This is a genomic window from Kitasatospora sp. NPDC057738 (assembly GCF_042798815.1).
Taxonomy (GTDB): domain Bacteria; phylum Actinomycetota; class Actinomycetes; order Streptomycetales; family Streptomycetaceae; genus Kitasatospora; species Kitasatospora lactacystinica.
In genome coordinates, this window is record NZ_JBHVJT010000035.1 from 23,082 (window position 1) to 38,896 (window position 15,815).

Here is a 15,815-nt window from a genome sequence, read left to right on the forward strand (position 1 = left end):
CCGGGAGGGACCATGACGCGCACGGACACCGGGCTGCGCACCGCATTCGACTTCGAACTGCCGCACGGTTACGTCGGGCCGGACGGCCGGGTCCACCGCCGGGGCCGGATGCGGATGGCCACGGCCCGCGACGAGCTGGCCCCCCTCGTGGACCAGCGGGTCCGGGAGAACCCGGCCTACCTCGGCATCGTGCTGCTCAGCCTGGTCGTCACCCGGCTCGGCGACCTGACGGACATCCACGCCGGAGTGGTGGAGGAGCTCTTCGCCGCCGACCTGGCCTACCTCCAGGACCTCTACCAGGAGATCAACGGCGTCGGCCCCGACCACCGGGCGGTGGCCTGTCCCTCGTGCGGTGCCCACTTCGCGGTGCGCGAACCGGCCCCTGGCGGGCGCCTGGGGGAACCGTGAGGCGCTCGGAGCGCCGGACCCGGGAGGAAATCGCCTACCTCGCCCACCACTTCCACTGGTCGTACACGGACCTCGTCGGCCTCACCCATGGCGAACGGCTGTCGTGGGTGGCCGAGGCCGTCCGGATCAACACCTCGGCGATCGGGCGGGGAGCACCACCGTGGGGCGGCTGAGGCGGGCGCTCTCAAGTCTGCTGGGACAGCTGCCGGAAGCGGCCCGTCCGGTGGCGGCGGCCATGCCGCCCCCGGGCGGGGACCGGGGCGCCCCCGAAGGCCCCCCGCTGGTCCGGGCCCTCCCGGTGCCGGTGACCGACCCGGTGTCCTTCCGGGACGGCCTGGCGGCCTGGCGGCCCGCACCGCTGGTCACCGCGGCCTCGGCGCTGCTTCCGCGAGCCGTGCCGGTGTGCGTCCGGCGGTCCACGCTGCCGTTCGCGGGCTCCGAGGCGGTGGCGGGGGACGGGTGGCCGCAGGACCTGGTGCCGGCCGCCCCGTACGTCGATGTCGTGCCGGGGAGCGCGGAGTACGTACCGTCCCCGGCGGCGGCCGGGGACGGTACGTCGGCGCCCGCCCGCGCCGGTGCGCTGCCCGCTGCCCGGCCCGGTGGCGGGAATCCGGTCCGTGCGGCGCTGCGGTCGGTGGGGGACCGCCTGCGCCGCCGGGACGTACCGAGGTCCGGGGCCGGTGCCGCCGACCGGCCGACGACCGGTGGCCGAAGGCCCAGGGGGTTTCCCCGGGTGGTACAGGCCCCCGTTCCCGACGCCCCCGCACCGCCAGCCCACCGACCCGTGGGCCGTGGAGCGCCGAGGAAGCGCCGGATCCTCCCGCCAGCCTGGTTCCCGCCGTCGACACGCCGTCCACGCCCGGCCGCTCCCGGGCCCGTCCCTCCGGAGCCGGCCCGACCGGCATCGTCCGGACGGGCCGCACCGCCGCGGCCGGTGTCGCCGGTCCTGCCGGAGCGGAACCCGGCGGTGCGGTCGACCGTCGCGGGGCCGACGGAACCTCCCTCGACGCTCGGCCAGGCCAGCGGCCCCGCCCAGCCCATCACCCCCCGGCCCGTCACTTCCCCGCCCGGAGGCGGGGCCCGGAGCGCCCGCCCCCGTGCCGACGGGCGGGAGCGGGAAGGGCCGGACCCAGGGCTCCCGCTTGCCCCGGTTGCCGGGCCCAGACCGGTCCGTGGCGCGGACACCGTCCGGACGGCCGCGCCCGAACCGCCTCCGACCGGCAGCCTGCCACCGTCGCAGGAGCGTGCCCCCGCACCCGGCACCCGGCCGGCGCCGCTGCCGGTTCCCCCTGCCGTCCGTTCCGGCGGTGCACCCCCGACTGACGCCCCGACACCGCGCCCGGCGCCGCCCCGAAACCGTCCGGCGGACCGTGAGCACGGACCCGGACGCGACCTGACCGGCCGTCCGTCCCTGCCGCCCGGCGCGGCGGCCGCCGTCGGAGCGCCGATGGACCGCCTGCCCCTGACCGCGGTCCCCTTCTCCCCGGCCCGCACGGCGCATCAACCTCCGGCCACGGACGCCCCGTGGCAGCACCTCACGGGCGACACCCCGTCCGGTGCTCCACCGAGCCCCCCGGACCGGCAGTCGTACGCCGCGCCCGGCCCGGGCCCCTTCCACGCCGCCGCGGCGGTCCACCCGGCGGCCACGGCGGGGCCGCCCCCCGGTCACGGACCGGTGGCCGACCGCACCGACCTCCTCGCGGCTCCCGCCGCTGTGCCGAGGAGTCGTCCCGACCGTCCCGACCGGCCTGATCCGGCGCGGGAACGGTCTCCCGGCGGACCTCCCGGCAGTCCTTCCGCCGCCGCGCCGCCCGTGTCCGGGGCCCTGGTCGCCGAGGTGGTCAGGCGCGTCGTCCAGGTCCACGCGGACGTCCTGGCAGGGCTGTCGTCCGGCCACGGGGAGGGCCGGCGCCCGTGGTCCGTACCGCCGGGCGGACATCTGCCCTGGGGCGGTGACCGCCCCCCGCGGTGAACCGTCCCGCCCCGTCCGGCCCACGTACCGGCCCAGCCCGAGTCCCGCCCCAGCCCCGCCGACGCCCCGGAGCCCCTGCCATGAGCGACCAGCCGTTCGCCGTCACGTCCCTCTTCCAGCTCTCCATCGGCGACCACGCCCTCGGGTCGTTCACCTCCTGCGACGGCCTGGGCTGCGCCATGGACATCGAGGAGCGGGCTGAGGGCGGTGAGAACGGTCGCGTCTGGCACCTCCCGACCCGGCTGCGGTACACCAACGTGGTGCTGGGCCGGCCCCTGAACCGCCAGACCACGCTGGTGTGGGCGTGGCTGCAGCTCCAGGTCCTCCAACCGGTCCGGATGCGCGGCCAGATCGTCGCGCTCGGCCCGGACCGTCGGCCCCTGGTGCGGTGGGTGCTGGACGGTGTGCTGCCGGTCCGCTGGAACGGCCCCTCGTTCACCGTCGACGCGTCGGAGCCGGCCAGGGAGACCCTGGAGATCGCCCACGACGGGTTCCTGGAAGTCACCGTCTGACCCCGCCCCCCGCCGACCTATTGCCGAAGGGAGACCCATGCCCGCCCTGCCGCTGTCGGGTACGCCCGTCCGTGCCGTCCTGGTGATCTACGATCCGCCGGCCGACGAGGGGAATTCCGTCGGACGTGAGCGCGACCGGATCACCCTGCAGTTCAACCCGGACCGCGTGTCGCTCGACAAGCAGGCCCACTGGGACCGCAGCGCTCCCTCGAACGCCCCCGCCGGCAGCCCGCAGTTCGTGTACTCCGAGCCGCGGACCATGACCCTGGAGGTGTTCCTCGACGCCCCGGGGCCCGGGGGCGGGGTGGAGAAGGCGACGGAGAAGCTGCTGGGCTGCTGCACCCCGGCGGCCCAGCCCGCGGCGACGGACACCGCGTCGGCGCCCTGGGTGCGCCTGGAGTGGGGGCACGGACGCAGTACGGCGTTCCTCGCCCTGGTCACCCGGGTCGGCGTGACGTACACGCGCTTCTCCACCGACGGCAGGCCGCTGCGTGCCGAGTGCTCGCTCGTCCTGGAGGAGGTCGGCGGCCGCACCCCGCGGCAGAACCCGACGTCGGGCGGGGACGGCCCGGTCGCCACCCACCGTCTGGTGGCCGGGGACAGCCTGGCCAGCCTGGCGTGGCACACCTACGGCGACGCCACCTGCTGGCGGGCCATCGCCCGGGCCAACGGGATCGACGACCCGGACCGCATCCCCGTGGGTACGGTGCTCGCCCTGCCGGTCCTGGACACCACGACGGACGCGGCGGCGGACGGGGGCGAGGCCCGGTGACCAGGAGCCACCAGGCGCGCCCGCTGATCGAGGTCCAGGGGCAGCCGCTCGCGGGCCCGTGGGAGGGCCGGCTCGTGGACCTCGTCGTGGAGAGCGCCGTCAACACGCCCGCCACGGCACGACTGCGCTACAGCGACGGCAAGCACCGGTTCTTCGAGCGGACGGGGGTCAAGGTGGGCCGGTCCCTGACGGTCGCCGTGTCGACGGGCCGTCACCGCACCGGCGCACGGATCTTCGACGGGGAGGTCACCGCGGTGGAGACCTCCCTGGACCGCGCCGGAACCTTCGCCGTCGTGCACGCCACCGATCGCGGACACCGCCTGGAGCGGGGCCGACGGACGGAGGCGGACGGCCCGAGGACCCTCGCCGCGGCGTTGGACGAGGCCGCCCGGCGCCATGGCCTGCACGCCGACACCTCCGGCCTCACCGGCCCCGGGATCCCCTACCTGGCGCAGCCCAACCTCACCGACTGGGAACTGCTGACCCATCTCGCCGACGAGCGCGGCCTCCACCTCGCCGTGGACGGCGAGACGGTGACGATGCGTCCCCTGCGGCCCGCGTCGCAGGCCCCCTCGCCCGACACGGGGGCGGACCGCAGCGTGTTCGTCCTGCAACGAGGGGTGAACCTGCGTTCGCTGCGGGCCGCGGTGTCCTCGGTCGGACAGGTCAGCCGGGTCCGGGTCACCGGCTGGGATCCGGCCGCCAAAGCGCCGGTGGCCGAGCGGGAACCGGCGCTCTCCAGCCCGGAGGTGCACCCATCGGCGAGCGCGGGCAATCTCGCCGAGGTGTTCGGCGGCACCCCCGAGCTCCTGGTCGCCGGCCCCTACTCGCTCCCCGAGCAGGCCGGTGCCGCCGCCAGCGCCCTGGCCGACCGGACGGCCGCCGGCGCGGTGCGCCTGGAGGCGCTGGCCGACGGCGCCCCACAGCTGCGGGCGGGCCGGCCCGTCACCCTGCGCGGGGTGGGGGCGCCGTTCACCGGCCAGTACACGGCCACCTCCTGCCGGCACACCTACGACCGCAAGCACGGCTACCTCACCGAGGTCCGGGTGGACGCGCCGCCCGCGCCGGTGGTGCCGCCCCCGCCGCCGCTGTGCAGCCGGGGCGTCGCCGTCGGCCAGGTCACCGACATCCGCGAGCCAGGGCAGGGCAGGCGCGGTGCCGTCCGCCTGAAACTGCCCTGGCTGTCCGAGAGTTACCAGAGCGACTGGGTCCGCACCGTGCAGTGGGGCGGGCTCGGTGGGGGTGGTGTCTTCGTGCCGGAGGTCGGTGACGAAGTGCTGGTGGCCTTCGAGCACGGGCGGCTCGACCGCCCGTACGTGATCGGCGGGCTCTACAACGGCAAGGACGAGCCCAGCCCGGACGAGCTGCCACTGGTGGACGCCACCAGCGGGCGGGCGAACCGGCGGTCCATCGCCGCCCGCACCGGCGACCGGGTGGAACTGCTGAGCACCGAGAACGGACCGCGGGGAGTACGGCTGCGCAGCGGCGACGGGAAGCTCACCGCCCACCTCGACCGGGGGGAGACCAGCATCTGCCTCACCGCGGGCGACCCCGGCCGCGAGGTGCTGGTGAGGCTCGACGGGCGCGCGGGCGGGACGGTCACGGTGGACGCCGGGGACGAGGGCGTGCTCGTCCTGCGGGGCGGGACCGTGCGCATCGAGGCCGGATCGATCGAGCAGCACGCCGGGCTCGGGAACGGCGGCGGCACGTAGGGGACGGGCGCCCCGATGACACCCGCAGGGCCACACGACGAGGAGCACCGCAGTGGACAGCACACCCCCGACCGCGATGCCGGACATCATCGGCGCCGGCTGGAGCCATCCGGCCCGGCTGACCCCGTCCGGGACGGTCGCCCTGGCCTCGGGCGCCCGGGACGTCGAGGAGGCCATCGGCATCATCCTGCGCACCGTGCCGGGGGAGCGGCCGCTGCGCCCGCAGTTCGGCTGCGACCTGTACCGGTTGCTCTTCGCGCCGCTGGACGCGGGAACCGTGGCCCGCGCGGAGCACGCGGTCCGCACCGCACTGGACCGCTGGGAGCCGCGCATCACGGTCGAGGACCTGGGCTTCGCCACCGACAGCGAGCGGGAGGGCGTCCTCTACATCGACGTCCACTACCGCCTGCGGGCCACCAACGAGCCCCGCAACCTGGTCTTCCCCTTCTACACCCTGCCCCAGGAGCCCGTCCCGGCCGCGACCGGGGGGACGTCGTGACGGCGGAACCCGGGCTGCCCGTGCCCGATCTGGACGACTGGCCGTTCCAGGCGATGGTCGACGCGGCCAAGCGCGCCCTGCCCGGCCGGGCGCCGCACTGGACCGACCACAACGTCTCCGACCCGGGCGTCACCCTGCTGGAGTCCTGCGCGGCCCGGGTGGACACTCTGCTCTACCGGGTCGGCCGGACGACCCCGGGCCAGCGGACGCGGCTGCTGCGCCTGATGGGGATCCGTCCGGCGCCCGCGACCCCGGCCCGCTACGCCGTCCGGCTGTGCTCCCGCGGCGCCCAGGAGACGGTGCCGGCCGGCACCCCGCTGGCCGTCCCCGGTCGCGGCGGCCTCGTGCTGACCACCGTCCGCGAGGTGACGGTGCCCGCGGCCGGCGAGGGGGTGTGGGTGGAGGCGGTGGAGGTGCCGGAGCGGATCACCGACGAACTCGGCGTCTCCGACGGGACGCCGGGGCAGCGGTTCGCCACCGGCCGGCGGCCGTGGACCGGTCCGGGGGACGGCTCGCCGTACTCGCCGCTGGAGGAGCTCACGGTCGGAGGGAGCGTCTGGCCGGCGGTGGGCGGTTTCGCCCGCACCCGGCCGGACGAGGCGTGCTACCTGTGGGACGAGACCGCGGCCGAGGTCGTGTTCGCCCCCCGGATGCCCCTGAAGGACGGACCGCGGCAGGCCGGAGCGGTACCGGGGAAGGGGAATGCCGTCCGCGCCCGGTACACCGCCTACCGGGGGGCTCGGGCCCATGTGCCGGTCGGCACCGTGCTGTTGCTGCCGGCGCAGCTGTGCCCGGCGATGACCGCGGTCGTGGCGGCGGTCGTCGCCGACGGGCAGGACGCGCAGGACTGGCGGCAGGCGGTGGACCTCGCCGGCCTCCAACTGGCGCCGCTGCAACGGGCCGTGACGGTGTCCGATCATGAGCGGCTGCTGACGGAGCGGGCGGGATCGGTGGTCCGCTGCCGGGCGACCGCCACCGTCCGGCCGGCGGGTTCCCGGGTCCCCGGGGCACTGGAGCCCGCCCGGCGGCCGGACACCGTCACGGCGTGTGCCGTCGCGGCGGTCGACCCCACGTACGCCGTGCACTACACCGTCGACGGCCAGGGCGTCCACTGGACCAGGGTGCCGCTGGACCCGGTCTTCCATCCGGGCCCGATCCTGCCGCTGCCGCCTCCGCCCGTGCCCCGGCCGGGTGATGAGGACACGCCGCCGGAGTTCGCCCGGAAGCGGCTCGACGCCGTGCTGTTCCTCGCCGTGGACGTCCCCCGCCTGTGGTTCTCCGCCGACACGTGCGGGTGGACCGGTGGAGGCCCGCAGGCGATCGGCACGGTCTTCCCCGGGCTGCCCGCCGAGTTCACCACGGGGGTGGACGCGGCGACCGCGACGGCCCTGCCCGGCGGCGGGTTCCGGATCTTCCTCTTCCGCGGCGACTCCTTCCACCACCGCTGCTACACCTACGCGGACCAGGTCCTCACCCCGACGGCGGAGCGCGGTGTGCAGTCGCTGATCGCCGAGGCGTTCCCCCAGCTCCCGCCACGTCTGACCCGCGATCCGGACGCCGTGGTCACCATCGGCGAGGTCTTCTACTTCCTGAAGGGCCCCCGCACCGAGGCCACCGCCTGGCGCAGCGAGAACGCCGCGCTGCGCGTCCTGGTGATCGGCACCCTGCCGGCCCCGACGGACCGGGCGTTGACGGACGGGGAACTCGCCGCGGGGGACGAGGTCGAACAGGCCCGCGCCGTGCTGGAGGGGGTGCGGCTGCTGGGGGAACGGATCAGGGTGGGCCCGCCGGACTGCACCGACTTCTCGGTGACCGTCGTCATCCGCTCCTGGGACGCCACACCCGCCGGGACGAAGACGGCCGAGACGGCGGTGCGCAAGGCGCTGTTCCGTTTCTTCCACCCCACGGCCGGAGGCGCCGACGGCAGCGGTTGGCCATGGGGACGGCTGGTTCAGACCGGCGACGTGTACACCGCACTGGCGGCGGTGCCGGAGGTCCGTGAGGTCGCCGACGCCGCCGTGGAGGACAAGGACGGCGTGGAGCGGCCCGTCATCGGCGTGCCGGACAGCGGGCTGGTCCGTCTGACCGCTGTCGGCTGCACGGTCGCCGACGAGCAGAACGGAGGCACCCGGTGAGCGAACAGCCCGTCGCCCGGGCGGAGGTACCGGAGCCCCGCCCGCTCGCACTGCCGTCGGTCTACGCCGACGACACGGTGGTCCGGGCGTTCGCCGGCGGCGTCGGCGCGGCGCTGGCGCCCACCGAGCACCTCCTCGACCACCTGGAGGACGTCTTCGACCCGTGGCTTTCGCCGCCGGACTGCCTGGACTGGCTGGTCCGGATCACCGGAGCCCGGGTCGAGGCGGACTGGGACGAGGTCCAGCGCAGGACCGCCGTCGCCCTCGCCCCGTGGCTGGACGCCCGCCGCGGCACCCTGCGGGCGCTCCTGCGGGAGGCCGAGGAGATCTACGACTGGCATCCGGCGGTGGACGATCCCGGGGGCGTGTTCACCGGTACGGAGGTCCCGCCGGCCGCCGCCGCGGTCACCGTCACCCTGACCGCCGGAACCGCGCAGACCCAGGCCGCGTACACGGCCCGGCTCACCCGTCTGGTGGAGGCCCACTGCCCCGCGCACGTCCCGTTCCGCGCCGTGGTGGTCGGCTCATGACGGCGTGGCAGTCCCCGGCGGGGAGCACCGGAGGCCCGGGGAGGGGCACGCCGCTGCCGTACGACCCCAGGACGCGGGAGGAGACCACGGGCGCCGCGGCCGCCGCCGTCCGGGCCGCCCTGCCCGCCTGGACGGGGCAGGACCGCGGCGAGCCGGGGTACGCGCTCCTGGAGTCCTGCACGGACATGGCCCAGGCCCTGCGCGACCGGTTGAACCTGGCCCCCGACCAGCGCCGGGCCCGGATGCTGCGCCTGCTCGGGCCCCGCCCGCTCCCGGCCGTGCCGGCCCGCGCGGAGGTGCAGTTCCAGCTCTCCGCCCCCGCCCCGGAACCGGTGGTGATCCCGGCCGGGACCGAGGTGGCGACCCGGCCGGCGGGAGGAGGCGAGCCGGTGGTGTTCAGCACCCTGGAGGAAGGGGTGCTCAATCCGTGTGTACTGCTGGCAGCCGGCGTCTTCGGGGAACAGGCCGCCGGGGACGGGGTCGTCGAGGGCGTCCTGATCGCGCTGGACCCGAGCAGGCAGGACCGGTTCGATCTGGCCGGCACCCCGTTCGGTGGGCCGCCCCTCAACCTCAACCTCCCCTACTTCGGTGACTGGCCGTTCTGCACGGACCCCGAACCGGTCCGGGAGGCCCGCCTCCCGGACCTTCGCGGCTCCGGGTACCAGCCGCCCTACCTGCTTGGAGTGCTGTCCGGTGCCGTGCCCGGCACCCGCATCACCCTGGAACTGACCCCGGATCCGCAGGTCCACCTCGTGGACGTGGATCTGTCAGACGGGGTGTGGGAGGCATGGCAGGGAGACCGCTGGGCCCCGTGCCGGGTCGTGGCCCAGGACATCGGCCGGCAGGGCGAGGCGCGGTTCACCCTGGAAACGCCGCCGACCCACGCCCCCGCCCTCCTGGTGGCGCACGCGGACCCGGTGGACCGGATCCTCCCGGAGGACGGGGCCGGCGCGGTGTGGCGGCTGGCCGACGTCGGTCTGCTCCGCTACCTGCTGCCCCTGGTGTACCCGCTGAGGAGCGTGGTGCTCCGACCGGTCCTCACCACGCTGCTGCCCGCCGTCCAGGGCAGCACGGTGCTCGACGAGGCCCTGGGAACCGCCACCGGCCTGGCCGGTGAACGGCTGTGCTTCGTGCGGCCACCCGCGCTCCACCCCACTGAGCCATTGGTGGTCGAGGCGGAACGCGACGGGCACCGCCGGACCTGGAGCTGGGTCGCCTCGCTCGCCGATTCCGGCCCCGAGGACCGGCACTTCACCCTCGTGCCCGGTACCGGGCAGGCCGTCTTCTCCGTGACCACCCCCGGAGAACGGGGCCCGCGCCGGCACGGCGCGCCACTGCCCGTCGGCGCCCTGGTGCGCGCACCCCGGTACCGCACCGGGGGCGGAGCCGTGGGGAACGTCGCGGCCCGCACCATCACCGCGCTGCGCAAGCCCCTGCCGTACATCTGCGCGGTGACCAATCCGGCCCCCGCCACCGGTGGTACCGAGGCCGAGTCCCTCCAGGACTGCGCCGTCCGGCGCCCACTCGGCTCGCCGGTACCCGAGCGGGCGGTCGTCCCCGGCGACTACGAGGACCGGGCACTCGCCGCCTCGGCGGGCATGGCCCGCATCCAGCACGTCCGCCCGGCCGGGGACGACGCGCTGGACCCGGCCCACGTCTACCGGCTGTCCGAACCCGCGAAGCTCACGGTCCGCTTCACCCTCGACGCGGGAACCGACAGCGTCCCCGCGGGCACCGAGGTCGCCACGGCCGACGGCACCGTGTTCACCACCACCGGCAAGGCCGAGCGGGCCGCAGGCCTCCAGGCCGGTCTGGCACCGCTGCGTCTGGACCCGCGGACGACGGGCGCCGCCGACCCGCTGGAGGTGACCGGCCCCTACCGGGCGACGGGGCCGGTGGGCGGCGAGTTCCGGCCGGGCGGCCGCCTGGTGCTGGCTCTGCTGCACCTGCCGCCCGGCGAGCCGCTGAAGGACCTCACCCTGCGGGTCCGGCCCCAGGACCAGGACCGCACCGTCAAGCCCGCGGACCGGATGGCGCTGTCGGTGTTCCTGCCCCGCACCGGCACCGCGTGGTGGACCCCCGACACGCCCGCGGCCTACGCCTGTGACGCCCCGGAAGCCCTCCCCGGCGACGCGGCGGTGCTGGCGCACCCGATCCACCTCTCCTCCTCGCCGGACTGGCGGCCGGACACCCACCCTCCGGCAATCCGGGTCGGGGACGCCGTACCCCACTTCGGGAACTGCCCCGATGACGCAGGGTCATGGCTGGTCCTCCAGATCGACGACCCCCTGGGCAAGCCGACGACCACGTACACGGTGACGGCCGACACCGGGACCACCGCGGACGTCAAGGCCTCGCAGTACCGCACCGAGAAGGCCGGGTCCCGCCCGGCCGTGCACAAGCCGGGGCAGTACTACGACGGTGTGCTGAAAGGTGCGCTCTGTGCTCCCCTGCCGACGGTCACGGTGGACGGGAAGCCCTGGACGGCGGTCCCGTCGTTCACCGGGAGGGGCGCGCAGGACACCGTGGTGGTGGTCAACCCCGGCAGCGGCCGTATCCACTTCGGCCCCTCCGTGCCGGACTCGAACCACATTCAGCGGCAGCACGGCGCGGTACCGCCGGAGGGTGTTCTCATCTCGGCGGCCGACTACCGCACGACCCTCGGCTCCAAGGGCAACGGCATCAAGGCGGGTACCGTGAACCGGCTGCCCCACCCGGTGGCCGGCGTGGCCGCGGTCACCAACACCGTCGAATCCGCCGGGGGTGTCGACGGCTACACCGACACCAGCGGCGGAACCCTCCAGGCCGGAGTGCACCTGCGCTGCATCCCCTTCGTCACCCCGGACCGGCGCGGCTGGTTCCCCTTCCACATGCTGACTCCCTCCCAGGACGCCTACGACACCCTCCGCCGCGCCCTGCATACCCGCCAGCCTCCGGGGGTGCCGGTGTGGCTGAGCCCTCCGGGCTACCGCGGCATCCAGGTGCTGGCCCGCGTGGTGCCCACCGACTACCTCACCGACCGCGACCGCGCCCTGCTCGCCGAGGCCGCGGAACGCGCGCTCTACCGGTGGTTCGACCCCGTCCGCGGCGGCCCGCAGGGAGCCGGATGGCCGCTCGGCCGCCACGCGTACGCCGGGGAGGTGCACCACGTCCTGGAGGACGTCCCCGGCGTGGCCAGGGCCGACATCGTGCGGCTCTTCGAGGTCCGCCCGCCGACCAGCAGCAACGCGGCGGAGGTGGACGTCGTCGACTGCGGCCTCGAGGAGACCGTCTACTCGACCGGCCACCACGTCACCGTCGCCGAAACCCCCTGACCCGCCGTCCGGCACGCCGGCATCGACTCAGAAAGGCCGCAACCCACCGATGCAATCGCCCTCCGACCCGGACCGGACCGACGGAACCGACGGAACCGACGGAACCGACGAGACGAACGGGACCGACAGAAGCGACACGGACACCGTCCCCGGGAAGCTCCTCGCCGTCGACTGGGCCTCCGACACCCTGATCGTGGCGACCCTGGACCCGCACACGGGCCTGCTCACGGTCGCCACGGCGAAGACCGGCGCCAACCCCCGGGCGGTCGCCGCGGGCCCCGGGGGCGCCGTCGCCCACACCGCCAACCACGCCGCGCCCGCGGCGGCGCTGTCCTGCGTCCCGCTCGACAAACTCTCCGACGCCACGTCCTACGGGTCCGCCCGGGGGGCCTGCGCGGTGCTGGCGGACCTCCACGACGACCACGTCTGCGTGGCTTCGTCCGGAGACCGTCTCGTCCAGGTCTACCGCGGCCGGGACACCACACCCACCGGCCGTGTCGCCGTGCCCGGCCGGCCGTTCGCCCTGGCGGCCGGGCGCAGCGGTGCCACCCGCGTCGGGGTGGCACTCACCGAACCCGACACCGCGGGCAGGCTGCTCGTCGTCGTCGACCTCGCTGACCCCGCGCAGCCCGCCCTGCTCCCGCTCCCGCCGCAGGACACGGTGCCCGGGACGGTGCGGGACCTGACGGCCTCACCGGACGGGAAGTTCCTCTACGCCGTGAGCCGGCTCGACGGCGGCTCCGGGAGCCTGACCGTCGTGGACCTGGCCGGTGCCCCGCACGTCGTCCGGACGGTCCCGGTGGAGGCCGACCCGGTGGCGGTGGCCGTCAGCCGCGACGGCCGCACGCTGGCCGTCGCCTGCCAGGGGGCCGCCTGCCTCTGGGCGGCCGCGCTGGACGCGGGCACCGGGCTGCCCGGCGCACCCGTCGTCCTGCCCGTGGTGCTGCGGCCCTCAGCCCTGGCCCTGTCCTCGGACGGCGGTCTCGCCTGCGTCACCGGCCGCACCACCGGGCGGGTGAGCACCCTCCGCCTCGACCTCGCCGACCCCGCCCGTCCGGCCGGCGGCAACCGGCGCGACCTCGCCGGCGGCGCGACACCGAGCCACGTCGCCTTCGCCACCGACGACGCCCACGCCTACCTGACCGACCAGGGGAACCTGCTCACCCTGCGCACCGGGCCGGCCCAGGACGGCACCATCGACACCGGCAGGGCATCGCGTCCGGTGGCCGCCGCCGTCACCCCGGATCACGCGTGGCTCTGCACCGCCGACTCGGCGGCCAACCACGTCACGGTCACCGAGCTGGCCAAGGAAGGACCCGCGAAACCCCTCACCCTCGCACCGGACACGCTCCGGCCCTGGGGGATCGCCACCGGCGCCGTCCCCGGCAGCGAGCCGTTCATCTGCGTGACGAGCCCCGACACCGGCGGCCTCGCCGTCCTCGTCCCGGAAAAGGGCCACCGGCTCGGCGACACGGACCACGTCACCACCCGGGTGATCGCCCTGCCGCCGGGGACGGAACCCCGCGGGGTCGCCGTCACCCCGGACGGCCGCCACGCCCTGGTCGCGGACTCCCGCAGCGGCCCGACGGCGAAGGACCTGCTGGTCATCGACCTCGTCGGAGGCTCCACCACCATTCCCCGGGCCGTCACCGCCTGCACCAGGCCGGTCGGCGTCGCGGTCGCCGACGACGGCAACACCCTGTACGTCTCCGACTGCCCCGAGGGGATGGGCTGGGGCGACGACTGGGGCCGCATCAGCCTGCTGCGCCGATCGGCCGGGGCCTGGACGCTGGACCAGGCCGCCTCCGTCACCGTCGACAGCAAGCACCTGCAGGGCCCGCACGAGATCGCCGTCCGCCGCCACGGCACGGAGACCACGCTGTACGTCACCAACTACTCCGAGGCCGGGGGGACTGGTCATCAGGCCGCCGACCGCACTGTCTCGGTCTTCACCCGGAGCGACGGCGGCACCTGGACGCACCGGTACCTCAAGGGCAAGGACGCGAACAACCGGGCGGTGAGCCGGCCGCACGGGATCGCGGTGTCATCGGACGGGAAGTGGCTGTACGTGTCGAGCAGTGCGACAGGCTCGGTGGCCCAGTTCAGTCTGGACGGCGGGGCCTCCGTGCTGGAGCACTGGTTGGAGACGTCGAAGCAGGACGACAACTGGGCATCGCTGGCCCTCTCCGCGGACGGCGCCTACCTCTACGCCACCTCGCAGGGCACCAATGAGGTGTACGGCATCGCCGTGCCGCAGACGGCGGACGCCCAGATGACGGTCGTGGCGGGGTTGGAAGGGGTGAAGGCACCGAGAGCGGTGGCGGCCTCCGGCACCGACACGCTGCACGTCGCCACCTCCGCGACCGGAGGGACCCCGCAACTGTTCACCGTCACCCTCGACCCCCACAACCGGTTGAGCGCACTGCACGCCGTCCCGGACGAGGTGCCGCTCGCCGCCGGGGGGTGCAACGGCGTGGCGGCCCTCGCCGCGGACGGCCCCGTCTTCCTGACGGACGACAAACCGGGCACCGTGGAGGTCCGCGGCGCCCAGGTGAGGCAGCTGCCGCTGGGGGACGCCGACTCCCGGCTGTGGGACGTCGTCTGCACACCGGACGGGCGGTACGCGTGCGTCACCGACCGGCACGCGAGCAAGCCCGCCGTGCACACGGTGCGGCTCGCCGACCCGTGGCCGGTGACGGCCGTGACGGTTCCGGCCGACCCGATGGGTGTCACCTGCTCCCCGGACGGCCTGCACGCCTACACCGCCTGCCACCTGGGCAACGGCGTCGGCGCGCTGGTGCGACCTCCGGTACCGCTCGACAGCCCGCCCGTGACCCTCACCCCGTCGGCCGCCCCCAAGGCCGCCGCCGCCCACCCGGACGGCGAGCACCTCTACCGGGTGTGCGGCGACGAGGTCGTCCCGGTCCGGCTGACCGGCACCGACGACGGAACGAAACTGGCCGTTCCCGGTGTGTGCGCCCTGGCGGTCCGTGCCGAGGGGAAGTTCGGGTACGCCCTCTGCACCGGGACCCGGTCGACGGTGCAGGCCCTGGACCTCTCCGCCCCGAGCGCGCCGAAACCCACCGGAACGCCGCTGGAGTTGAGCGCGGGACCGACACCGACGGCGTTCGCCCTGCACCCGTCGCTGCCCGGCCTGGCCTACGCGGCCGGCAGCACGGGCCGCGGAACCGGTGTCCTGTGGGCCCTGGGCCTCACCGCGCCCGACAGGCCGGCATTCCTCGGCACTGTTCCCGTCGGTGTCCCGGTCACCGCCCTGGCCCTGCTCCCGGGCAGCCCCGGGCACCTGTACCTGCTGGCCCCGGCCGGTGCGTCGGACAGCGCCCTGCACGTGTGGGAGCTCCCCGCCGACGACCCGTCGACGGTGGTCGAACGCCCCCGGGCCCGGCTCGACCTGGGGGGCCGTCCGCGCTCGATGGCCCTGCACCCCGGTGGCGGTCACGCCTACGTCAGCACCGAGGACCACCGGGTGCACCTGGTCGACCTGACCGACCCCGGCGCGCCGGCCCTGGTCGGCAGCACCGACGTCACGGAAGCCGGCGTGCTGGCCGCGAGGCCGGACGGGAACGGAGCCTGGCTCGTCCGGAGCGCCGAGGTCTCCGGGGTGGGACTCGGCACGCCTGCGGCCGGTGCCACCTGGACCGGGCTGACCGCACCGCAGCGGCTCGCCGTCTCCGCGGACGGCAGCCGGGTCCTGGTGACCGGCGAGAACAGCGGGGTCCTGCACCTCGTCGACGCCGCCACCGGCCGGTTCCGCCGGTCCGTGACGAGCGGCTCCAGCCTCGCCGGTGTCGCCGTGCACCCCGACCCCGCGAAGGACCGGGCCTACGTCGCCGACACCGGGAACGGCAGGCTGGTGATCGTCGACACCGCCGCCCCGAGGCGGACCGGCAGCCAACCGGTCGGCCTCGACGTCCGGCAGATCATCTGCGAGTGACCGAAC

10 protein-coding genes are annotated in these 15,815 nt (G+C 75.5%); all 10 read left to right on the forward strand.

From position 1 onward, the window contains the following. The first annotated feature begins 12 nt into the window (after positions 1-12). The 10 genes from ACFVGO_RS20265 to ACFVGO_RS20310 all read left to right on the forward strand — a co-directional run bounded on the left by ACFVGO_RS20265 (position 13) and on the right by ACFVGO_RS20310 (position 15,809). Positions 13-408 carry a hypothetical protein gene (locus ACFVGO_RS20265; protein ID WP_380352974.1) on the forward strand — a complete coding sequence of 132 codons (396 nt, stop codon included), beginning with the start codon at positions 13-15 and terminating at the stop codon, positions 406-408. Continuing rightward, positions 405-581, forward strand: coding sequence for a DUF6760 family protein (locus ACFVGO_RS20270; protein WP_380633177.1), 177 nt, complete (start codon positions 405-407; stop codon positions 579-581). Before ACFVGO_RS20265 ends, ACFVGO_RS20270 begins: the two co-directional genes overlap by 4 nt. Before the next feature lie 1,879 nt (positions 582-2,460). Further along, complete coding sequence (locus tag ACFVGO_RS20275; protein WP_380352977.1) at positions 2,461-2,892, forward strand: phage tail protein; 432 nt, start codon at positions 2,461-2,463, stop codon at positions 2,890-2,892. Between the two features lie 37 nt (positions 2,893-2,929). Continuing rightward, the gene (locus ACFVGO_RS20280) at positions 2,930-3,664 is read left to right on the forward strand and encodes a LysM peptidoglycan-binding domain-containing protein (protein WP_380633179.1); all 735 of its coding nucleotides are present in this window, start codon (positions 2,930-2,932) and stop codon (positions 3,662-3,664) included. Further along, a complete protein-coding gene (locus ACFVGO_RS20285; RefSeq protein WP_380633181.1) occupies positions 3,661-5,376 on the forward strand; it encodes a VgrG-related protein in 1,716 nt (571 codons plus the stop codon). The genes ACFVGO_RS20280 and ACFVGO_RS20285 overlap by 4 nt, the downstream gene beginning before the upstream one ends. Before the next feature lie 76 nt (positions 5,377-5,452). After that, positions 5,453-5,875 (forward strand): GPW/gp25 family protein, encoded by a 423-nt coding sequence (locus tag ACFVGO_RS20290; RefSeq protein ID WP_380633221.1) that lies wholly within the window; start codon positions 5,453-5,455, stop codon positions 5,873-5,875. Then, positions 5,872-8,010, forward strand: coding sequence for a hypothetical protein (locus ACFVGO_RS20295; protein ID WP_380633183.1), 2,139 nt, complete (start codon positions 5,872-5,874; stop codon positions 8,008-8,010). The genes ACFVGO_RS20290 and ACFVGO_RS20295 overlap by 4 nt, the downstream gene beginning before the upstream one ends. Next, entirely contained in the window at positions 8,007-8,540 is a 534-nt protein-coding gene (locus ACFVGO_RS20300) for a phage tail protein (protein ID WP_380352983.1), read from the forward strand. The genes ACFVGO_RS20295 and ACFVGO_RS20300 overlap by 4 nt, the downstream gene beginning before the upstream one ends. Then, complete coding sequence (locus ACFVGO_RS20305; RefSeq protein WP_380633185.1) at positions 8,537-11,854, forward strand: putative baseplate assembly protein; 3,318 nt, start codon at positions 8,537-8,539, stop codon at positions 11,852-11,854. Before ACFVGO_RS20300 ends, ACFVGO_RS20305 begins: the two co-directional genes overlap by 4 nt. 49 nt (positions 11,855-11,903) lie before the next feature. After that, positions 11,904-15,809, forward strand: coding sequence for a beta-propeller fold lactonase family protein (locus ACFVGO_RS20310; protein ID WP_380633187.1), 3,906 nt, complete (start codon positions 11,904-11,906; stop codon positions 15,807-15,809). Positions 15,810-15,815: the final 6 nt, after the last annotated feature.